Genomic DNA, 21338 nt, shown 5'->3' on the forward strand with positions numbered 1-21338 from the left:
TCGAACGTAATGTAAATGGCCCGGTACGCGGCGACATCGGTGCATACCCGGGTGCATCCGCGCCGCATCCAGGGATGTGCGGCGCACAAGCACACGCCCCGGACCATGCCGCCCTAAAATGACCGAAGCACCACTGCCCACGCACGGAGACAAACCCATGAACGCCCCCACCGCCGCCTCGCACCTGCTGCCCGAGATCCACCTGCGCGAGGTGCCCCAGGCGCTGATCGATGCGCTGCAGGCCCGTTTCGGCGCCCGGTGCTCGCTGGCCCAGGCCGTGCGCGAGCAGCATGGGCGCGACGAAGGCTCACTGCAGGCGCCACCGCCCTCGGCCGTGGTGTTTGCCGAAAGCACGCAGGACGTGGCCGATGCCGTGAAGCTGGCCAGCCAGTACGACGTGCCGGTGATCCCCTACGGCGCGGGCTCCTCGCTCGAGGGCCATCTGCTGGCCGTGCAGGGCGGCATCAGCATCGACGTGAGCCGCATGAACCAGGTGCTGAGCATCGATGCCGAGGACCTCACGGTGACAGTGCAGCCCGGCATCACGCGCAAGGCGCTCAACGACGCGGTCAAGGACACGGGCCTGTTCTTCCCCATTGACCCCGGTGCGGACGCCAGCATCGGCGGCATGAGCGCCACGCGCGCCAGCGGCACCAACGCCGTGCGCTACGGCACCATGCGCGAGAACGTGCTGGCACTGGAGGTGGTGACCGCCAGCGGCGAGGTCATCCGCACCGGCACGCGCGCCAAGAAGAGCAGCGCCGGCTACGACCTCACGCGCCTGATGGTGGGCAGCGAGGGCACGCTGGGCGTCATGACCCAGATCACCGTGCGGCTGTACCCCCTGCCCGAAGCCGTGTCGGCGGCGATCTGCTCCTTCCCGAGCATCGAGGCGGCCGTGCGCACCACCATCCAGACCATCCAGCTCGGCGTGCCGATCGCGCGCGTGGAACTGATCGACCACCACACCGTGCGCATGGTCAACGCGCACAGCAAGCTCGGCCTGCGCGAGGAACCCATGCTGCTGATGGAGTTCCACGGCTCGCCGTCGAGCGTGAAGGAGCAGGCCGAGACCGTGCAGGAGATCGCCAGCGAGTTCGGCGGCAACGCCTTTGAATGGGCCAGCACGCCCGAGGAACGCACGCGCCTGTGGACCGCGCGGCACAACGCCTACTTCGCGGCGGTGCAAAGCCGCCCCGGCTGCCGTGCCATCAGCACCGACACCTGCGTGCCCATCAGCCGCCTGGCGGACTGCCTGCTCGACTCGGTGGCCGAGGCCGAGGCCAGCGGCATCCCCTACTTCCTCGTGGGCCACGTGGGCGACGGCAATTTCCACTTCGGCTACCTGCTGGACCCGAACATCCCCGAAGAGCGCGTGACCGCCGAGGACCTGAATCACAAGCTCGTGGCGCGAGCCCTGGCGCTGGGCGGCACCTGCACCGGCGAGCACGGAATAGGCCTGCACAAGATGGGCTTTCTGCTCGACGAGACCGGAGCCGGCGCGGTGGACATGATGCGCGCCATCAAGCGCGCACTGGACCCGAAGAACATCCTGAACCCGGGCAAGATCTTCGCGCTGTAAAGGCGGCCGTGAGGCCGTTGCCCCGGACGCGGCCTGGTTTGCGGGCATAAGTCACACATTCCCGCAGGGCGGTGCGGCGCGCCGCATACAGGCTGGCGTATCGTGGCCGATTTCCGGCCTCTTGCTTCGCCTGCCATGCACGCCACCCACCGCCCCTTGGTCTTTGCCATCGCCCTTGTGGGCGGCCTTTTCTTTGGCGCCCTGTTCGCGGTGTCCCTGGCCCGGCCCGCCTGGGTGGAGCAGACGGCCCGCACGATGATCCGCGCGCAGATCGAAAAGAGGACCGGCGAGAAGATCGCGGCGCTGGACGCACGCTTTCTCGATGGCAAGGCACGAGCCCTGCTGCAGGAGCGCGAGCGCGAAATCGCCGCCGTGCGCAGGGCACTCACCGACGGACTGCCCGCACGCATCGCGGCCATCGCGGCCGAAATGGGCATCCCCGAATGCGAATGCCGCAAGCGCACCTCCGAACGCATGGCGCTGAAACTCGGCACCCTGCAGCAGATGCAGACGCAGCTCTCGGACCTGATCCGTACCCAGTACCTGGAGACCGCCGGCCAGCTGCTGCGCGAACTGCGCATCTTCAGCGGCGCCAATGCCCTGGCCTTTGCCCTGCTGGGGATCGCGGCGCTCAGGAAGCCTGCAGCCCGCCTACAGCTGCTGCCCGCCGCGGCCACCTTGCTGCTGGCCACGGCTGCTGCCAGCGGGGTCTACCTGTTCGGGCAGAACTGGCTGCACACCATCGTCTTCGGCGACTATGTGGGCTGGGCGCTGCTGGGCTATATTGCACTGGTCTATGCATGGCTGTGCGACCTGCTTTTCAACCGCGCGCAGGTGACCGCCCATTTGCTCAGCAGCGCCGGCGGCAGCGTGTCCCCCTGCTGACGACTCAACCGCCACCCCACGCCCCCCATTCCATGCGCATCGCTTTTGTCTCCGACATCCACGGCAACCTCGCGGCCCTCGAAGCCGTGGCGGCGGACATTGCCCGGCGCGGCGCCGACCGGGTGGCGAACCTGGGCGACAACCTTTCGGGCCCCCTGCTGCCGCGCGAGACGGCGCAGTGGCTGATGGCCTCGGACTGGCTGTCGCTGGTGGGCAACCACGAGCGCCAAGTGCTGCAACTGCGCCCAGGACACGGCGGGCCTTCGGACCAGTACGCGCATGCGCAGCTCACCGAAGCGGAGTTTGCGTGGATGCGCAGCCTCACCCACACCCTGCGCCTGGACGAGGGCGTGCTGCTGTGCCATGGCTCGCCGCGCAGCGACCATGAATACCTGCTCGAAACGCTGGATGGCTCCACGGTGCGCGCCGCCACCCCGACCGAGATTGACGAGCGCCTGGCAGGCCAGTACGCACCGCTGATCGCCAGCGGCCACACGCACGTGCCACGCCAGGTGCGCCTGGGTGCGGGTGTTCTGCTGGTCAACCCCGGCAGCGTGGGCCTGCAGGCCTACGGCGACGACCACCCCGTGGCACACAAGGTAGAGAACGGCACGCCTGAGGCGCGCTACGCGATCGCCGAATCAACCGCGCAGGGGTGGCAGGTGGAGCACATCGCCGTGCCTTACGACCACGAATCGATGGCCCTGCTGGCCGAGCGGCGGGGCCGGCCGGAATGGGCCCATGCCCTGCGCACCGGTCGCATGCCGGTGTGAGGCCTGCCCTTTTTCAGCCATGCACCGCACGCGAATCACCGGGCGCCTGCGCCCGGTCGTTCATGCCGTAATCGCGCACCACCGCCGCCACGCGCAGCCGGTAGTCGGCAAGCACATGGTCGCGCCCGGTCGCCTGGGTGCTGCGGTGTGCCTCCTGCTGGCGCCAGCGGGCCACGGCTTCTTCGTCGCGCCAGAAGGACAGCGACAGCAGCTTTCCCGGCGTGGCCAGGCTCTCGAAGCGCTCGATGGAGATGAAGCCGTCGATCTGCGCCAGCAAGGGCTTCAAGGCCGCGGCGGCATCCAGGTAGGCGCCGCGCTGGCCGGGCGCTGGCAGCACCTCGAAGATCACGGCCATCATGGCGTGGACTCCTGCGCGTGGGCCGGCAGGCCCAGCGTGCCCTGCACGCCCTGGGTGAACGTGCGCTCCTCGCGCAGGATGAAGCGCTTTTCCTGCGCGAAGGCAAAGTTGGCACGGCCCTCGGCATCGGTGCGCAGGCGCGCGCGGTAGGCCTCGTAGGCGGCCAGCGAGTCGAAGCCGATCAGGCCCCAGGCCTCGTAGTTGCTGCCCTCGTGCGGCAGGAAGTAGCCCAGCAGGTGGCCGCCGCAGCGCGGGATGATCTCACCCCAGCGCCGCGCATACTCGGCAAAGGTGTCGCGCTGGAAGGGATCGATCTCGTAGCGGATGAAACAGGTGATCATGGAATGCAAAGCCTCGTGTTGGAACAGGCTTCACGATAGGCGCTTGACCGCCCCGGATGCTTCGCCCACCATCGAAGCATCATGACCAAAGTCGCCCTGCCGACCCTGCCCTCCGCATGAAGACCCTGCTGCTGTTCATCGCCACCGCGCTGGCCGAGATCGTGGGCTGCTACCTGCCCTACCTGTGGCTCAAGCAGGGCAAGACTGTATGGCTGCTGCTGCCCGCAGCCGCCAGCCTGGCGCTGTTCGCCTGGCTGCTGACCCTGCACGACACGGCGGCCGCCGGACGGGTGTATGCCGCCTATGGCGGCGTCTACATCGGCGTGGCGCTGGCCTGGCTCTGGGCGGTGGACCAGATCCGACCCACGGCCTGGGATGTGGCTGGCGTGGCTGTGGCCTTATGTGGCATGGCGCTGATCATGTTCCAACCGGCGCGCTGAACCGCTAATCGGCAGTCTTCGGCTTGGTCGTCTTGGCGGTGGCTTTGGGCCGCACATGGGCCGAGCGCGGGCTGCGCAGCGTGTCGGCGTCCAGGATCAGCCGGCCCTGGATGCGCCCCTTCATGCGCTTGACGCTACTGGCCGCGTCCTGCATGTGCCGCGCCATCAGCGTGCGCACGGTTTCCACGTCGCGCGCCCGCGCGGCCTGCACGATCTCGCGGTGGAAGTTGGCATTGACCTCGCCAAAGCGCCGGTGCTCGGCCTTGGGCGTGCGGTTGCCGTAGACGATGAGCTGGCGCAGCATCTCGTTGATGAGTTCGCAGTTGAAGCGCAAAAATGGGTTCGGGTTGGCCGCGGCCAGGATGTCGTGGAAGTTCACGTCCTCGCGCCGCTGGCTGAGCATGTCCTCGCTGCTCGAAGCCGGGTCGCAGCAGGCGATGGAGTGCTCCAGCGCCTCGAAGTCGGCCTCGGTCAGGTGCGGCACGGCGCCGGCGGCCAGCTCGGGCTCCAGGAACTGGCGCACGGCATAGATGTTGTCGATGGTCACTTCCTGGAAGAACAGGTAGTTCTGCATGAACTGCAGGGTTCGGTCCAGCGGCACCTCGGCGATGGTGCCGCCGCCCGAGGGGCCGGTGGAGATGGTCACCAGCCCCTGCACCTCCAGCGACTTGAGCGCCTCACGGATGGTGCCCTTGCTGACCTCGAACTGCGCCTGCAGCTCGCTCTCGCGCGGCAGGCGGTCGCCCGGGCTCAGGTTCTTCTCGGTGATCAGGCGCTTGATCTCCTGCGCCACCAGGTCGGGGCGCTTGAGGGCTTTGAGCGGCTTCTGTGCGGACGGTTTGGTTGGCATGGAGGGATTGTCGTTGCTCGGACGGATGCGCACGCCGGTGCGCGGCAGGGGTGAAGTACCGCCCATGGTGCAGTGTATGCACCGCATGGGGGCGGCGGAAGGGATGCAGGGTTTCCACGCACGGTGTTTATTCTATTTATCACTATAAATAGCAGAAATGAGCGCGAACGACGCTCTGCAGCGATGGCACGCCATGTGCTTTGCACAAGCCGTGCCCCGCTTTCGGCCACCCGGCCTCAACCCCTCCACAGGAGCCCCCATGCACCGTCGCCACCTCTTGCAACTCTCTGCCCTGGGCGCACTGCCCGCATCGCTGGGCCTGGCCCAGAGCGCCTGGGCGCAGGCCAGCGGCGCCATCCAGTTCGGCTGCCCGGTGCCCATGTCGGGCGCGTTCGCGGCCAACGGCAAGTTCGCGGACCTGGGCATGAAGCTGGCCATCGAGCAGTACGGCACGGCCCTCAAGCGCCCCCTGGCCTACACGGTGCTGGACACCGAAGGCAAGCCCGCCACGGCCGTGCGCAAGGTGCAGGAGTCCTCGCAGCAGCAGGGCACGCGCTTCTTCGCGGGCGGCATCCTGTCGTCCGAATCGCTGGCCATGGGCAAGGAGGCCGAGAAGGCCGGCGGCATCTTCATCACCACCGCCGGTGCCGACGAAATCACGGGCAAGGACTGCAATGCCGCCACCTTCCGCTGGTCGGTGCCCACCTTCGGCGCCATCGAGCAGACGGTGCGCCCCCTGGCCGAGGCCCTGCCCAAGGCCAAGCGCTGGTACACCATCACGCCGCAGTACGTGTTCGGCGACGGTCTGCTCTCGGCGGCCAAGAACATCTTCAAGGAAAAGGGCCTGGAGCACGTGGGCAACAGCTACCACTCGCTGACCGAGAAGGAGTTCAGCGGCTACCTGACCAACGCCATGGCCGCCAAGCCCGACGTGCTGGTGCTGCTCAACTTCGGCTCGCAGTCGTCCGACGCGCTGCGCCAGGCCGTGAGCTTCGGCATGCACAAGAACATGACCATCCTAGTGGCCTGGGCCTCGGGGCTGGAGCAGTTCGAGTCGCTGGGCGCCGACCTGTGCGAGGGCGTGTACTTTGGCGCGCAATACTGGCACACGGCCAATGCACCGCTGAACCTGGACCTGGTCAAGCGCAGCAACGACAAGTTCAAGTCCAACCCCAACTACAGCCTGGCGGGCTCGTACATCTGCACCAAGCTCATGATCGACGGCATCATCAAGGCTGGCACGGTGGAGCCCAAGGCCGTGATCGCCGCCATGGAAGGCATGAAGTACCAGGGTCTGACGGGTGATGAAGAGATCCGCAAGGGCGACCACCAGGTGCTCAAGAACTACTACCTGCTCAAGGGCAAGGCCAAGGCGAAGATGGCCAACAAGGACGACTACGTGGACGTGGTCAGCTCGGGCAAATCCTTCCTGCCCCTGGACCAGACCGGCTGCAAGCTCGCTTGAGCACCACGCGGCCCACTGGGCCGCGCCCTGAATCAGCACCCATCCATGGCCCCGCACACGGGCCGGGTGTCCCCTCCTTCTTCCCCTCGTCCATGAACATCTACCTGCTACAGGCCATCAACGGGATCGGCATCGGCATGCTGTACTTCCTGCTGGCGGTCGGCCTGTCCATCGTGTTCGGCCTGCTGCGCTTCGTGAACTTCGCGCACGGGGCGTTCTACCTGCTGGGCGCCTACTTCTGCTTCCAGATGACGCGCTGGGGGCTGAGTTTCTGGCTCGCCCTGGCCGTGGTGCCCGTGGTCGTGGGCGCGCTGGGCTGGCTCACCGAGAAGCTCGTGCTGCGCCATGTGTACGCCAAGCCGCACGAGTTCCACATCCTCGTCACCGTGGGCCTGGCCCTGGCCATCCAAGAGCTGGTGATCCTGCAATGGGGCCCGCTCGGCGACAGCGTGCCGGTGCCTGACCTGCTGCAGGGCGTGGTCATGTGGGGAGGCATCGTCTACCCCAAGTACCGGCTGTTCGTGATCGGCTTTACGGCCGTGCTGGCCGTGGGCCTGTGGTACGTGCTCGAAGGCACGCGCCTGGGCAGCGCGGTGCGCGCGGGCAGCGAATCGACCGAGATGGTCTCGCTGCTCGGCATCAACGTGTTTCGCATCTTCAGCCTGGTGTTTGCGCTGGGCGCGGCCACCGCGGCGATTGCCGGGGTGCTGGCCGCCCCGATGCGCGGGGCCGAGCCCTTCATGGGCATCGAGGCGCTGGGCGTGGCCTTCATCGTGGTGGTGGTCGGGGGCATGGGCAGCTTTGCCGGCGCGCTGATCGGCGGCCTGCTGATCGGCATCGTGCAGAGCGTGATGAGCACCGTGTGGCCCGAGGGGGCGCGGCTGATGATCTACATCGCCATGGCCGCCGTGCTGCTGCTGCGCCCGCATGGCCTGCTGGGCCGCAAAGGATGAACACCACCATGACGACACTTCTGCGCAAAAATTTCCACCTGCTGCTGGCACTGGCCGTGGTGCTGGTGATGCCGCTGACCATGCAATCGGGCTCGCTGGCCAGCGAGGTGCTGATCTATGGCCTGGCCGCCATGGGCTGCAACCTGCTGCTGGGCCACACCGGGCTGCTGTCCTTCGGACAGGGCATCTTCTTCGGCCTGGGCAGCTACACCATCGCCCTCACGCTCACGCGCTGGCCCCTGCCGATGCCGCTGGCCCTGGCGCTCGCCGTGGTGATGGGCGCGCTGGGCGCGGCCATCGTCGGCTGGGTGGCCATCCGCCAGCGCGGCACCTACTTCGTGATGCTGACCCTGGCCTTCGCGCAGATGTTCTACTTTCTCGCCTACTCCATGCCCGGCATTACGGGCGGCGACAACGGGCTGATGGACATCCCGCGGCCCTCGCTGGCCATGGGCGGCTTCACGCTGTGGCCGCTGGTCTCGCCGTGGCAGTACTACGGCTTCGTGGCCACGGTGTTCCTGGTGGCCTTCTGGCTGCTGCAGAAGGTGTCGGCCTCGGTCTTTGGGCGCACGCTGCTGGCGGTGCGCGACAACGAGGAGCGCGCAGGCGCCATCGGCTACAACCTGCGCTTGCTCAAGCTGCAGGCCTTCGTGATCTCGGGCGCGGTGACCGGCCTGGCCGGCGCTCTGCACGCCATGATGACCGGCATCGCCCCACTGGCGAATGCCGAATACCACACCAGCGAAATGATCCTCGTCATGACGGTCATCGGCGGCACGGGCAACCTGCTGGCCTCGCTGCTGGGCTCAGCCTTCTACCTGCTGCTGGGCGACTGGCTCTCCACCCTGTGGCCGCGCTGGCTGCTGATCTTGGGCGTGGTGCTGATGGTGGTCAGCCTGGGCATGCAACGCGGCCTGTGGGGCCTGGGCGAATCCATCTGGAACCTGCTGCGCGGCAAGGGCCGCGCCGAAAAGGCCGACGCCAGCACGCAAGGAGGCCAGGCATGAGCACTGCAACCCTCTCCCCCATCCTGCTCGAAGCCGTGGGCGTGGAAAAGCGCTACGACAAGTTCGCAGCCCTCGCGGGCGTGGACCTCAAGGTGCGCGCGAACACGGTCCATTCGGTCATCGGCCCCAACGGTGCCGGCAAGACCACGCTGTTCCACATGCTCACGGGCACCAAGGCCGTGAGCGGCGGGCGCATCGTGTTCGACGGGCACGACGTGACGCACGAGCCAGACCACCGCCGCGTGCAGCGCGGCATGGCGCGCTCGTTCCAGGTGACGAGTCTGTTCCTGACCCTGCCCGTGCGCGAGAACCTGCGCCTGGCCGCCCAGGGCACGGCGCCGCGCCACGCGCTCAACTGCTGGCATGCGCCGCAGGGCGCGCGCTCGCAGGCCGAGGTGGTGGCCAGCGTGCTGGCCCGCCTGGGGCTGGAGCGCCATGCCGACACGCCGGTGGGCAACCTCTCGCACGGCCAGCAGCGCCGGTTGGAGGTGGGCATGGCGCTGGCCGCGCGGCCCAAGGCGATCTTCCTGGACGAGCCCACCTCGGGCATGGGCATCGACGACCTCGATGACATGAAGCGGCTGATCCAGGGCCTCAAGGACGAGCACACCGTGGTACTGATCGAGCACAACATGAACATCGTGATGGACATCTCCGACACCGTGACGGTGATGCAGCAGGGCCGCGTGCTGGCCGAAGGGCACCCGCACGCCATCCGCAGCGACGACCGGGTGCGCAGCGCCTACCTGGGCAACATGATCACGGGGGGCAAGGCAGCATGACGATCCTCGACATCCAGGGCTTGCACGCCCACTACGGCAAGAGCCATGTGCTGCAGGGCGTGGACCTGCGCGTGGGCGACGGTGAGCTGGTCACCCTGCTCGGGCGCAACGGTGCCGGCAAGACCACCACGCTCAAGAGCATCTGCGGCGTGGTGCCGCCCACCCAGGGCCGTGTGCGCTTCGCGGGCGACGAGGTGCAGGGCCTGGCCACGCACGCCATCGCCCAGCGCGGCGTGTGCCTGGTGCCCGAGCACCGCGGCATTTTCAAGCTGCTCACGGTGGAAGAGAACCTGCTGCTGGGCCAGCGTAAGCGCTCGCCCTGGCAGCTGCCGGACATCTACCGCATCTTTCCGCGCCTCAAGGAGCGGCGCAGCAATGGCGGCGGCCAGCTCTCGGGTGGCGAGCAGCAGATGCTGGCCATCGGCCGCGCGCTCATGAATGCGCCGCGCCTCTTGATGCTGGACGAGCCCGTGGAGGGCCTGGCGCCGGTGATCGTCGAGGAGATCGTGGCGCAGCTCAAGACCATCAAGGCCGCGGGCGTGGCCATTTTGCTGGTGGAGCAGAACCTGGAGGTCTGCACCCAGCTGGCCGACCGGCACTACGTGATCGAGCAGGGCGCCATCGTGCACGAGGCGGACAACGCCGCCTTCCTGGCCGACGACGCCATCAAGGACCGCTACCTCGGCGTCGGCCTGGCATAGATTTTTCAGGAAAGCTTACCGTGAACATGATGACCAACCCCTCTGCCCTGCTGCCGCGCGTGAACGGCGCGCGCCTGTGGCAATCGCTGATGGACCTGGCGCAGATCGGCGCCACGCCCAAGGGCGGCGTGTGCCGCCTGGCCCTCACCGCGCTGGACGGCCAAGGCCGCGACCTGTTCGTGCGCTGGGCGCGCGAGGCCGGCTGCAGCGTGCGCACCGACGCCATCGGCAACATCTTCGCGCGCCGCGCGGGGCGCAACGACGCCCTGCCCCCGGTGATGACCGGCAGCCACATCGATACCCAGCCCACGGGCGGCAAGTTCGACGGCAACTACGGTGTGCTGGCTGGCATCGAGGTGGTGCGCACCCTGAACGACCACGGCATCGCGACCGAAGCCCCCATCGAGGTGGCGGTGTGGACCAATGAAGAGGGCTCGCGCTTCGTGCCGGTGATGATGGGCTCGGGCGTGTTCGCCGGCGCCTTCACGCTGGAGCATGCGCTGGCCCAGCGCGACGCGCAGGGCACCAGCGTGGCCGAGGCACTGACTGCCATCGGCTATGCGGGCACCGCCGGCCCCACCCCGCCCGTGGGCGCGTACTTCGAGGCGCACATCGAGCAGGGCCCGGTGCTGGAAGCCAATGGCTGCGTGATCGGCGTGGTGCAGGGCGCCCTGGGCCAGCGCTGGTACGACGTGACCGTGCAGGGCATGGAGGCCCATGCCGGCCCCACGCCCATGGAGCTGCGCCGCGACGCGCTGCTGGCCGCCAGCACGCTGGTGGCCGAGGTGAATCGCATCGCCCTGGCCCATGCGCCGCATGCCCGCGGCACGGTGGGCGTGCTGGAGGTGTTCCCGAGCTCGCGCAACGTGATCCCCGGCAGCGTGCGCATGACGGTGGACCTGCGCGCCGCCGACGACGCCGAGCTGCTGCAGATGGACGCCGAGCTGCGCACCGCCTGCGAGCGCATCGGCACGGCCCACCGCACGCCCATGGCGGTGGAGCAGGTGGTGTACTTTGCGCCGCAGCCGTTTGCGCCCGCGCTGGTGCAAGGCGTGCGCGCCGATGCCCAGGCCCTGGGTTACACCGCGATGGACGTGGTCAGCGGTGCCGGGCACGATGCCGTGTACCTAGCACGCCTGGCGCCCACCGCCATGGTCTTCGTTCCGTGTGCCGACGGCATCAGCCACAACGAGATCGAGGACGCCGAGCCCGAGCACCTGGAGGCCGGCTGCAACGTGTTGCTGCAGGCCATGCTGCGCAGCGCGAAGGTGGTGGCCGCATGAAGATCCTCATCGCCCGCCTGAACCACGAGACCAACACCTTCTCGCCCGTGCCCACGCCGCTTGCGGCGTTCGCGCCCACCTACGGCGAAGAGGCCTTGCGCGACAACCTGGGCATGCGCACGGCCATGGCCGCCTTCATCGACCTGGCCCAGGGCCTGGGCGCCACGCTGGTCACGCCGGTGTCGGCCATGTCCAACCCCAGTGGCCTGGTGCACGCCGCCGCCTACGACGAACTCACCCGCCGCATCGTGGAGGCCGCCCCCGGCTGCGACGCCATCCTGCTCGACCTGCACGGCGCCATGGTGGCCGAGAACAGCCCCGATGGCGAGGGCGACCTGCTCGAACGCGTGCGCGCCGCAGCGCCCGGCGTGCCCATCGGCGTGGCGCTGGACCTGCACGGCAACATCACGCCGAAGATGGTCGCCAACGCCGACGTGATGGTGGGCTTCAAGACCTACCCGCACATCGACATGTACGAGACCGGCGAGCACGCGGGCCGCCTGCTGCTGGCCATGCTGCAGGGCCAGGCGCGCTACAGCGTGCGCTGGCACCAGCTGCCCATGATGGGCCACACCCTGCGCAGCACCACGCTGCAGGGCGCCATGCTGCGTGCAGTGGATGCCGCCCGCGCGGCCGAGGCCGATGGCGTGCCAGCCGCTTCGGTGTTCGCGGGCTTCTCGCTGGCCGACATCGAGGCGCCGTTCATGAGCGTGGTGGTCACCGGCCTTGCCGATGCGCCCGAAGCAGCGCAGGCCGTGGCCGACCGCATCGCGGCCACCATCTGGCAGGAGCGCACCGAGTTCGTCTACGACAGCGAGCCCCTGGCGCAGTCACTGCAGCGCGCACAGACCCTGGCGCAAGGCGCCGAGCGCCCGGTGCTGCTGCTGGACCACAGCGACAACTGCATGTCCGGGGGCACCTGCGATGCCATGGACGTGCTGCAGGCCGCGCTCGACGGCGGCCTGTCGGACATCGCCGTAGGCCCCCTGTGCGACCCCGAGGCGGTGGCCGAGCTCGTGGCGGCCGGCGTGGGCGCGCAGTGCACGGTGCGCCTGGGCAACAAGGTGCCGCTCACCCAGCTCAACGTGGCCAAGGAGCCCGTGGCGCTGACCGGCACGGTGCGCGCCATCAGCGACGGCGAGTACACCGTGACTGGGCCCATCTACACCGGGCAGCGCTGCGCGATGGGGCGCACCGTGCTCTTCGACACCGGCAGCGCACAGATCGTGGTGACCGAGAAGACCCACGAGCCCTGGGACCTGGGCGTGTTCTCGTGCGTGGGCGTGGACCCCACGGCGCACCGCTTCGTGCTGCTCAAGTCGCGCATGTACTGCCGCCCGGTGTTCGTACCGCTGTCGCACGCGCTGGTCGAATGCGACAGCCCCACGGGAGTGACCAGTTCCAACTACGCGCTGTTCCCGTTCAGGAACGTGCGCCGGCCGGTGTTCCCATTGGACGCGGTTTGAGGGAACACCGGCACCGGCATCAGTTCACCTTGATCAGGCGCCAGTCGATGCGGTTGTCAGGCCGCTGCACCAGCTCGACGTTCTTCTTCATCGCCCAGGCCAGCATCTGGTTGTGCAGGGGGATGTTGGCCACCGTGTCGTTCTGCAGCTGCAGGCCTTCGGTCAGCAGGCGGTTGCGCACGGGCTGGTCGATCTCGGTCTTCACGCGGTCCACGACGTAGTCCATGCGCTCGTTGCTGTAGCGGCCCAGGTTGTAGTTGCCGTCGCCGCCCGTGGTCTTGGTACGCGTGAGCGACTGCAGGGTGTACAGCGCGTCGAAGGTCGGCACGCCCCAGCTGAGCAGGGTGATGCTGGCTTCGTGCCGCTGCGCCATGGGGTAGTAGGTGATGGAGGGCATGGTGCGCAGCTTGGCCTTGACGCCCACGCGCGCCCACATCGAGGTGATGGCCTGGCACAGGTTCTCGTCCTGGATGATGGAGTTGTTGCTGCAGGCGAAATCGACCTCGAAGCCGTCCTTGTAGCCGGCGTCGGCCAGCAGCGCCTTGGCGGCATTGGGGTCGTAGGGCAGGCGCTTGTCCACGGCCTCCGTCCAGCCGTTGACCAGGGGCGAGACCATGGCGCCCGTGGGCTTGGACATGCCGCGCATGGTCACACGCTGCAGGGTGGCCACGTCGATGGCCTGGTACAGCGCCTTGCGCACGCGCAGGTCCTTGAGCGGGTTCTTGCCCTTCACGCTGCTGCCCGGCAGCTCGTCGCGGAACTGGTCCAGGGCCAGGTAGACGGTGCGGTTCTCGACCATCTCCATGACCTTGATGCTGGGGTTGGCCCTGAGCCGCTCCAGGTCCTGCAGACTGGTGTCGCGCACCATGTCGACCTCGCCCGAAAGCAGGGCCGCGATGCGCGTGGCCTCGGACTTGATGGGCGTGTAGACGATCTCGGTGACATTGCCCTCGCTCTTGCCGGCATTCCACCACTGCGGGTTGGCGGCAAACACCAGCTTCTGGTCGGGTACCCATTCCTTGAGCACGAAGGGCCCGGTGCCCATGGCATTGCGGTGCGAGAAGGTCTCGTCCTTGGACTTGATGTCCTTGGGCTCGACAGCGTTGTTCTTCTCGGACCAGGCCTTGCTCATCACGCGCAGCTCGGTCAGCTGGTTGAGCAGCACCGGGTTGGGGTTCTTCAGAAAGATGTCGATGCTCTCGCCATCCACCTTGGCGATGCGGTCCATGCTCTGGGTGTAGATGGCGTAGGTGGAACTCTTGCCCATGGCGCGCTGCAGCGAAAACACCACGTCATCGGCCGTCATGGTGGAGCCGTCGCTGAACTTCACACCCTGGCGCAGCTTCACGCGCAGCTGCGTGGGGCTGACCTGCTGCCAGGACGTGGCCAAGAGCGGCTCGACCTTGAGCGTGCGGCTGTTGAACATCACCAGCGACTCGTACACCGCGGCATGGATGCCGTTGCCCAGGGCGCTGTTCTGGGAGTGGATGTCCATGGTCTGGATGTCGGTGGACCCGGCCCACTTGAACGGTTTTGCCGATGCGTGGGGGGCGATGGCTGCCAGGGCCAGGGTGGCGGCCGCGAGCAGGGAGTGCTTGAAGTGCATGGGGGTTTCCTTTGCAAAACAGGAAGGTTTGTAAGAACCGGCAATATGCAGCAGGACGCGCGCGCGCAAAAGCCCCCGTCCGGGCAGTGTGGTTCGCCCGCGCAATTGCGCGTCAGGGCCGATTGCGCAAACGCCGCACCTGCGGTATCTGTCTACTTGGCAAGAGGGTAGCGCGCTGCGCCCCGTTCGGTACCCACCTGCAGCAGGTTGATCACGCCCATCACGTCGTCCACCAGCTCCACGGCCTTCTCCAGCGCCCGCGCCTGCTCGGCGGACTGCACGCAGCCCATCAACGTGACCAAGCGCCGCTCGCCCAGCACCCACACGCTGGTGTCCTGAAAGCGCCCCTCCTCGCGGACGTAGCGCTGCACGCGCGGGATGATCTCGGCGTCGTACAGGTAGGAGTTGGACAACCGGCAGCGCCCCACGCGGTGGCAGCTGCCGCCATGCTGCGAGCGCACATGGGCCAGCTCACGCACCTCGGCCTCGGTGTACAGAGGGCCCTCGGGCACGGGGCAGGCCGCGATGGCCGAGGTCACCTGTACGAAGGGGTCATTGAAGGCGTTGGTGCGGGCGACGGGCGCCTGCGGCACCGGGCTTTGCGCAAAAGCGCCCGATACCATGGCAACGGCCAGTGCCAGGGTGCACCGCCGAACTCCATGGAATGTGAAAATGCCTTTCATCGGATGCCCTCCTTTCGGCACAGCCGCTGCTCCACCAACGAATGAACGCGTTCCCATGACCGGATTCCTTTGCGCAACCTGCGGCCAGACCCACGACAGCATACCGATGTGCCTGGGCGCCCCTGCACCGGAGCTCTGGTTCTCGGTACCCGAAGCAGAACGTGAAGCAAGGGCAGAACTGTCGTCGGACCAGTGCGTCATCGACGGCCAACACTTTTTCATTCTCGGCCGGATCTTGCTGCCCGTCGTCGACGGGGACGATTCTTTCGTCTGGCTCGCATGGGTGTCCCTGAGCGAGGCGAATTTCATGCGCAGCTGCGAGCTGTGGGAGAGCGAAGGGCGCGAGGCCGAGCCAGCGTTTTTCGGTTGGCTGCAAAGTGCCCTGCCTGGCTATGCGCCTGGCACGCTGAGCCTGAAGACGAACGTGCAGACCATGCCCCTGGGACAGCGCCCCCTCATCACGCTGGAGCCGACGGACCATCCGCTAGCGATGGAGCAGCGGGAGGGCATCACCATGGCCCGGGTGCAGCAGATTGCGGAAGCGGCTTTCCATGGATGATCGACGGCAGCGCCGGCTGTAGGACACGGCTGCGAGTTGCCGGACGAGCCATCGCAGGGCTCCGTTCCACGCTTAGGATGGACTGCACTCCTACCTGCACCATGCCCAGCGACCTCATCGTCCACCGCCCCGAAGGCCTGTACTGCCCGGCCGGCAATTTCTACATCGACCCCTGGCGGCCGGTGGAGCGGGCTGTGATCACGCATGCGCATTCGGACCATGCACGCATGGGCTCGGCGCACTACCTGGCGCACCAGGACAGCGAGGGCACGCTGCGCAACCGGCTGGGGGCCGACATCGATTTGCAGACGCTGGCCTATGGCGACACCATCGACCACCACGGCGTGCGCCTGTCGCTGCACCCGGCGGGGCATGTGCTGGGTTCGGCCCAGGTGCGGGTGGAGCATGGCGGCCAGGTGTGGGTGGCCTCGGGCGACTACAAGCTCGAGGACGATGGCACCTGCCCGCCGTTCGAGCCGGTGCGCTGCCATACCTTCATCACCGAGTCGACCTTTGGCCTGCCGATCTACCGCTGGCCCTCGCAGCCCGTGCTGTTCGCCGACATCAATGCCTGGTGGGCGGCGAATGCGGCCGTTGACAAGGCCAGCGTGCTGTATGCGTATGCTTTCGGCAAGGCGCAGCGGCTGCTGCACGGGGTGGACGCGGGCATCGGCCCCATCGTCGTGCATGGCGCGGTGGACCCGCTCAACGCCGTGTACCGCGCAGCAGGGGTGGCGCTGCCGCCCACGCTGCGCGTGACGGACCCAGGCGTTACCAAGGCCGAACTGCGCCGCGCGCTGGTGCTGGCACCGCCCTCGGCGGCGGGCACGCCCTGGCTCAAGCGCTTTGGCGAGCATTCCGATGCCTTTGCCAGCGGCTGGATGCTGGTGCGCGGCGCGCGCCGGCGCCGCGGCGTGGACCGGGGCTTCGTGATGAGCGACCACGCCGACTGGCCCAGCCTGCAAAAGGCCATCGGCGCCACGGGGGCGGAGCGCATCATCGTCACCCACGGCAGCACCGAGGTGATGGTGCGCTGGCTGTGCGAGCAGGGGCTGGACGCCCAGGTGTTCGCGACCGAATACGGTGCCGACGACAACGAGGGCGATGCCGGGGCAGCGCCGCCAGCGCAGGCCGAGGCACCGGCGCCCGAGGCAGCGCCATGAAGGCTTTTGCCACGCTGTTCCAGGCACTGGACGCCACCACCGCGCAGTCGGCCAAGCTCGCGGCGCTGGTGGCCTACCTGCGCGTGGCGCCGCCGGCCGATGCGGCCTGGGCCACCTACTTCCTGGCGGGGGGCAAGCCGCGCCAGATGGTGCCCACCAAGCGCCTGAAGGCGCTGGCGCAGGAAGCGGCGGGCCTGCCCGAGTGGTTGTTCGAAGAAAGCTACCAGGCCGTGGGCGACCTGGCCGAAACCGTGGCCCTGCTGCTGCCCCCGCCTGTGCAGCCGGTGGATTTGCCGCTGGCCGAGTGGATGGCCCAGCTGCTGCCCCTGCGCGCCCTGCCGCCCGAGGAGGCCGACGCCCGGCTGCGCACGCAGTGGGACATGCTGGCGCCGGAGCAGCGCTTCGTGTACTTCAAGCTCATCACCGGCAACTTCCGCGTGGGGGTGTCGCGCCTGCAGGTGACCCAGGCGCTGGCCACCGTGAGCGCGCTGGACCCCAAGCGCATCGCCCACCGGCTGATGGGCTACACGCAGATCGGCCGACAGCCGCAGGCGGGCGACTACAGCGCGCTGGTGGCGCCCGTGGAGGAAGCTGCGGACGGCGACACGGGCAGTGCGGCGGACCCAGGCATGGCCGGCCAGCCCTACCCCTTCTTCCTGGCGCACCCGTTCAGCCAGCCGGTGGCCGAGATGCCCGCGCTGCTGGGCGCGCCAGAAGACTGGCTGGTGGAATGGAAGTGGGACGGCATCCGCGCGCAGATCGTGCGCCGCGGCGGTGCGGTGTGGGTCTGGTCGCGCGGCGAGGAGCTGGTGACCGACCGTTTCCCCGAGCTGGCCGAGGCGGCGATGGCGGCCTTGCCCGACGGCTCGGTGGTCGATGGCGAGATCCTGGTGTGGCTGCCCGATGAGCCCCAGCCCCGCCCCTTTGCCGACCTGCAAAAGCGCCTGGGCCGCAAGACCCTGGGCCCGAAGCTGCTGCGCGAGTTGCCCGTGGTGCTGGTGACCTACGACCTGCTCGAACATGCGGGCCAGGACCTGCGCCAGCAGCCCCAGCAAACGCGCCGCGCGCTGCTGGAGGCCACGCTGCTGCAGTCCGACGCGGCTGCCATTGCACCCGCGCCGCAAAACACACTGCGCCTGAGCACGCTGCTGCAGGGCAATGACTGGGAAGACCTCGCGCGCCAGCGCGAGGCGGCGCGCGGGATGGGCACCGAGGGCTTCATGCTCAAGAATCGCCAGGCGCACTATGGCGTGGGCCGCACCAAAGACGTGGGCGTGTGGTGGAAGTGGAAGATCGATCCCATGAGCGTGGACGCCGTGCTGATCTACGCCCAGCGCGGCCACGGCCGCCGCGCAAGCCTGTACAGCGACTACACCTTTGCCGTGTGGAACGGACCACCCGACGACCCCGAGCGCCAGCTGGTGCCTTTCGCCAAGGCCTATTCGGGCCTGACGGACGTGGAGATCGGCCAGGTGGATGCCATCATCCGCAAGACCACGCGCGAGAGCTTCGGGCCGGTGCGCAGCGTGGATGCGAGCATGGTCTTCGAGCTGGGCTTCGAGGGCATCGGCAAGAGCCCGCGGCACAAGAGCGGCATCGCGGTGCGCTTTCCGCGCATGCTGCGCTGGCGCCAGGACAAGACCGTGGCCGAGGCCGATACCCTGCAGACCCTGATGGCCCTGTTGCCAGGGCAGGACGCCACCGCATGAGCACCGCCCGCCGCCCGCGCAAGCCGCTGCCCACGGTGGCCACCAGCGCGGCCACCGGCTGGATGGCTGCGCGCGGCTGGCAGCCCTTCGGCTTTCAGCAGGAGGTGTGGCGCGCCCTGGGCGAAGGCCGCTCGGGCCTGCTGCACGCCACCACCGGCGCGGGCAAGACCTATGCCGTGTGGCTGGGGGCGCTGCAGCACCTGGCGCTGGCAGGCGCGCCCGTGGCACCCGTTGCAGAGGCGAGCGCGCGCACGGCGCTGCGCACACGCCGTGCTGCAGCACCGCCGCTCACCGTGCTGTGGATCACCCCCATGCGCGCCCTGGCCGCCGACACGCTGCGCGCACTGGCAGCGCCCCTGCCCGACCTGGCGCCAGACTGGACCAGTGGCCTGCGCACCGGCGACACCGCCAGCGGCGAGCGCGCCGCGCAGGACCGCCGCCTGCCCACGCTGCTGGTGACCACGCCCGAAAGCGTGTCGCTGCTGCTGGCGCGGGCCGATGCCCATGAGCGCCTGCGCCATGTGCAGCTGGTGGTGGTGGACGAGTGGCATGAGCTGGTGGGCAACAAGCGCGGCGTGCAGACACAGCTGGCGCTGGCGCGCCTGTCGGGCTGGAACCCCGCCCTGCAGGTCTGGGGCATGTCGGCCACGCTGGGCAACCTGCAGGAGGCGCTTGACACGCTGCTGCCCCGCCCGGTGCAGGGCGCCCCCGCCGCACCGCCCGCCGTGCTGGTGCAGGGCCGCATCGACAAGGCGCTGCAGGTGGACGTGATGCTGCCCGCCAAGGTGGACCGCTTTGCCTGGGCCGGCCACATGGGCCTGGCGCTGCTGCCTCAGGTGGTGGAATCCATCGAGGCCTGTGCATCCTCACTGGTGTTCACCAACACCCGCTCGCAGGCCGAGCGCTGGTACCAGGCGCTGCTGGAGGCACGGCCCGACTGGGCCGGCACGATCGCGCTGCACCATGGGTCGCTGGGCCAGGAAGTGCGCGCCTGGGTGGAAAACGGGCTCAAGGCCGGCCTGCTCAAGGCGGTGGTCTGCACGTCGAGCCTGGACCTGGGCGTGGACTTTCTGCCCGTGGAGCAGGTGCTGCAGATCGGCTCGGCCAAGGGTGTGGGGCGGCTGGTGCAGCGCGCGGGCCGATCCGGGCACGCGCCGGGGCGCACGTCGAGCATCACCCTGGTGCCCACGCACAGCCTGGAGCTGGTGGAGGCGGCCGCCGCGCGCCACGCGCTGGCGCTGGGCCGCATCGAAGACCGGCACACGCCGCGCGCGCCGCTCGATGTGCTGGTGCAGCACCTGGTCACCGTGGCGCTGGGAGGCGGCTTCGTGCCCGAGGCGCTGCTGGCCGAGGTGCGCCGCGCCCCGGCCTATGCCGCGCTGGCCGACAACGACTGGCAGTGGGCCCTGCAGTTCGTGCGCCAGGGCGGGGCCTCGCTGACCATCTACCCCGACTTCCAGCGCGCCGCGCCCGATGAGAAAGGCGTGTGGCGCGTGCCCGATGCGCGGCTGGCGCGCCGCCACCGCAGCAACATCGGCACCATCGTCAGCGATGCCAGCATGCAGGTGCAGTTCGTGAGCGGCGGGCGCCTGGGCTCGGTGGAAGAGAGCTTCATCGCCCGGCTGCGCAAGGGCGACGTGTTCATGTTCGCCGGGCGCCTGCTGGAGCTGGTGCGCACCCAGCAGATGACGGCCTACGTGCGCATCGCCCCCCGGGGCAGCGCCGCGCTGCCGCGCTGGAACGGCGGGCGCATGCCGCTGTCGAACACGCTGGCCGACGCCATGCTGGAGATGCTGGAGCAGGCCGAGCGCGGCGTGTATGCCTCGCCCGAGATGCAGTGCGCCCGCCCCCTGCTGGCCGTGCAGGATGCCTGGTCGGCCCTGCCCACGCCCGGCCGCCTGGTGGCCGAGACCCTGCACACCCGCGAGGGCTGGCACCTGTACCTGTACCCGCTGGCGGGCCGCCTGGTGCACCTGGGCCTGGCCGGCCTGCTGGCCTGGCGCGCATCGCAGCAGGTGGCCAACACCTTCTCCATCGCCGTCAACGACTATGGGCTGGAGCTGCTCTCGGCCAAGCCCATCGATTGGGCCACGCTGCTGCCGCGCATCCTGGGCGAGGGCACGCCCACCGCCCTGGGCGGCGGGCTCGAAGAGGAGGTGCTGGCCAGCCTCAACGCCACCGAGATGGCGCGCCGACGCTTTCGCGAGATCGCGCGCATCGCAGGCCTCATCTTCCAGAGCCACCCGGGCGAGCAGCGCAGCAGCCGCCAGTTGCAGGCATCGTCCTCGCTGTACTACGACGTGTTCGCCCAGTACGACCCCGACAACCTGTTGCTGGCCCAGGCCCGCGCGGAGCTGCTGGCCAACGAGCTGGACATGGAGCGCCTGGCCCGCACGCTGCGCGGCATGCAGGCGCAGACCCTGTCCATCCATGCGCTGGAGCGCCCCACCCCGTTCGCCCTGCCCTTGATGGTGGAGCGCTTTCGCGAACGCCTGAGCACCGAGACCCTGGCCGACCGGCTGGCGCGCATGGTACAGGCGCTGGAAAAGGCCGCCGACGACACCACCGGCACCCACCTCGCCGACAATCCCGTGGACCCGGCCGACATGGCCTGGGATGTGCCCGACGGCGCCACCGCGCCACCCCGGCGCGCGCGCCGAGGCGATGCGGGAGACAGCCCCCGCCGACCCCGAAGGCGCCACGGATTCTGAGCACGACGACGACCGAAACCC

The 21338-nt window shown here is 68.8% G+C and carries 20 protein-coding genes; 15 read left to right on the forward strand and 5 right to left on the reverse strand.

All coding sequences use genetic code 11. From position 1 onward, the window contains the following. Positions 1 to 157 precede the first annotated feature (157 nt). The 3 genes from ASE31_RS04500 (at position 158) to ASE31_RS04510 (ending at position 3240) form a co-directional block, all read left to right on the forward strand. Positions 158 to 1582 (forward strand): FAD-binding oxidoreductase, encoded by a 1425-nt coding sequence (locus tag ASE31_RS04500; RefSeq protein ID WP_057200346.1) that lies wholly within the window; start codon positions 158 to 160, stop codon positions 1580 to 1582. Positions 1583 to 1717: 135 nt separating this feature from the next. Continuing rightward, a complete protein-coding gene (locus ASE31_RS04505) occupies positions 1718 to 2467 on the forward strand; it encodes a hypothetical protein (protein ID WP_057200347.1) in 750 nt (249 codons plus the stop codon). 32 nt (positions 2468 to 2499) lie between these two features. Continuing rightward, a complete protein-coding gene (locus ASE31_RS04510; RefSeq protein WP_057200348.1) occupies positions 2500 to 3240 on the forward strand; it encodes a metallophosphoesterase in 741 nt (246 codons plus the stop codon). Positions 3241 to 3253: 13 nt separating this feature from the next. On the opposite strand, the gene ASE31_RS04515 is transcribed toward ASE31_RS04510, so the two are convergent. Together ASE31_RS04515 and ASE31_RS04520 are read right to left on the reverse strand one after the other, a co-directional pair. Continuing rightward, a complete protein-coding gene (locus tag ASE31_RS04515; protein WP_057200349.1) occupies positions 3254 to 3598 on the reverse strand; it encodes an antibiotic biosynthesis monooxygenase in 345 nt (114 codons plus the stop codon). After that, on the reverse strand, positions 3595 to 3939 hold the full coding sequence (locus ASE31_RS04520) for an NIPSNAP family protein (protein ID WP_057200350.1): 345 nt from the start codon (positions 3937 to 3939) through the stop codon (positions 3595 to 3597). Before ASE31_RS04520 ends, ASE31_RS04515 begins: the two co-directional genes overlap by 4 nt. 116 nt (positions 3940 to 4055) lie before the next feature. Between ASE31_RS04520 and ASE31_RS04525 the strand changes: the two genes are divergently transcribed. After that, on the forward strand, positions 4056 to 4379 hold the full coding sequence (locus tag ASE31_RS04525) for a YnfA family protein (protein ID WP_057200351.1): 324 nt from the start codon (positions 4056 to 4058) through the stop codon (positions 4377 to 4379). Between the two features lie 4 nt (positions 4380 to 4383). Here the strand turns inward: ASE31_RS04525 and ASE31_RS04530 are convergent, their stop codons facing one another. Further along, a complete protein-coding gene (locus tag ASE31_RS04530) occupies positions 4384 to 5229 on the reverse strand; it encodes a FadR/GntR family transcriptional regulator (protein ID WP_057200791.1) in 846 nt (281 codons plus the stop codon). Positions 5230 to 5488: 259 nt separating this feature from the next. On the opposite strand from ASE31_RS04530, the gene ASE31_RS04535 reads away from it, so the two are divergent. The 7 genes from ASE31_RS04535 (at position 5489) to ASE31_RS04565 (ending at position 12886) form a co-directional block, all read left to right on the forward strand. Further along, positions 5489 to 6694, forward strand: a complete 1206-nt coding sequence (locus tag ASE31_RS04535; RefSeq protein WP_057200352.1) for an ABC transporter substrate-binding protein — start codon at positions 5489 to 5491, stop codon at positions 6692 to 6694. Positions 6695 to 6786: 92 nt separating this feature from the next. Next, positions 6787 to 7647 carry a branched-chain amino acid ABC transporter permease gene (locus ASE31_RS04540; protein ID WP_057200353.1) on the forward strand — a complete coding sequence of 287 codons (861 nt, stop codon included), beginning with the start codon at positions 6787 to 6789 and terminating at the stop codon, positions 7645 to 7647. 8 nt (positions 7648 to 7655) lie between these two features. Further along, a complete protein-coding gene (locus tag ASE31_RS04545) occupies positions 7656 to 8654 on the forward strand; it encodes a branched-chain amino acid ABC transporter permease (RefSeq protein ID WP_057200792.1) in 999 nt (332 codons plus the stop codon). After that, a complete protein-coding gene (locus tag ASE31_RS04550; protein ID WP_057200354.1) occupies positions 8651 to 9436 on the forward strand; it encodes an ABC transporter ATP-binding protein in 786 nt (261 codons plus the stop codon). Before ASE31_RS04545 ends, ASE31_RS04550 begins: the two co-directional genes overlap by 4 nt. Then, complete coding sequence (locus ASE31_RS04555) at positions 9433 to 10137, forward strand: ABC transporter ATP-binding protein (RefSeq protein ID WP_057200355.1); 705 nt, start codon at positions 9433 to 9435, stop codon at positions 10135 to 10137. The genes ASE31_RS04550 and ASE31_RS04555 overlap by 4 nt, the downstream gene beginning before the upstream one ends. A 26-nt stretch (positions 10138 to 10163) precedes the next feature. After that, complete coding sequence (locus ASE31_RS04560; protein ID WP_057200356.1) at positions 10164 to 11420, forward strand: Zn-dependent hydrolase; 1257 nt, start codon at positions 10164 to 10166, stop codon at positions 11418 to 11420. Further along, a complete protein-coding gene (locus ASE31_RS04565) occupies positions 11417 to 12886 on the forward strand; it encodes a M81 family metallopeptidase (protein ID WP_057200357.1) in 1470 nt (489 codons plus the stop codon). Before ASE31_RS04560 ends, ASE31_RS04565 begins: the two co-directional genes overlap by 4 nt. Positions 12887 to 12905: 19 nt before the next feature. On the opposite strand, the gene ASE31_RS04570 is transcribed toward ASE31_RS04565, so the two are convergent. Further along, positions 12906 to 14492, reverse strand: coding sequence for an ABC transporter substrate-binding protein (locus ASE31_RS04570; RefSeq protein WP_057200358.1), 1587 nt, complete (start codon positions 14490 to 14492; stop codon positions 12906 to 12908). A 152-nt stretch (positions 14493 to 14644) separates the two neighbouring features. Continuing rightward, positions 14645 to 15115: a BON domain-containing protein gene (locus ASE31_RS04575; RefSeq protein ID WP_057200793.1), complete on the reverse strand. Its 471-nt coding sequence runs from the start codon at positions 15113 to 15115 to the stop codon at positions 14645 to 14647. Between the two features lie 115 nt (positions 15116 to 15230). Here ASE31_RS04575 and ASE31_RS04580 point away from each other — a divergent pair, with 115 nt between their 5' ends. The 4 genes from ASE31_RS04580 to ASE31_RS04595 all read left to right on the forward strand — a co-directional run bounded on the left by ASE31_RS04580 (position 15231) and on the right by ASE31_RS04595 (position 21317). Beyond that, entirely contained in the window at positions 15231 to 15734 is a 504-nt protein-coding gene (locus ASE31_RS04580; protein ID WP_057200359.1) for a DUF2199 domain-containing protein, read from the forward strand. A gap of 101 nt (positions 15735 to 15835) precedes the next feature. After that, positions 15836 to 16897 (forward strand): ligase-associated DNA damage response exonuclease, encoded by a 1062-nt coding sequence (locus ASE31_RS04585; RefSeq protein WP_057200360.1) that lies wholly within the window; start codon positions 15836 to 15838, stop codon positions 16895 to 16897. Beyond that, complete coding sequence (locus tag ASE31_RS04590) at positions 16894 to 18606, forward strand: ATP-dependent DNA ligase (RefSeq protein ID WP_057200361.1); 1713 nt, start codon at positions 16894 to 16896, stop codon at positions 18604 to 18606. Before ASE31_RS04585 ends, ASE31_RS04590 begins: the two co-directional genes overlap by 4 nt. After that, on the forward strand, positions 18603 to 21317 hold the full coding sequence (locus ASE31_RS04595) for a ligase-associated DNA damage response DEXH box helicase (protein ID WP_057200362.1): 2715 nt from the start codon (positions 18603 to 18605) through the stop codon (positions 21315 to 21317). The genes ASE31_RS04590 and ASE31_RS04595 overlap by 4 nt, the downstream gene beginning before the upstream one ends. Positions 21318 to 21338 lie beyond the last annotated feature (21 nt).

It is taken from the genome of Acidovorax sp. Root217, assembly GCF_001428645.1.
In the GTDB taxonomy this organism is placed as follows: domain Bacteria; phylum Pseudomonadota; class Gammaproteobacteria; order Burkholderiales; family Burkholderiaceae_C; genus Acidovorax.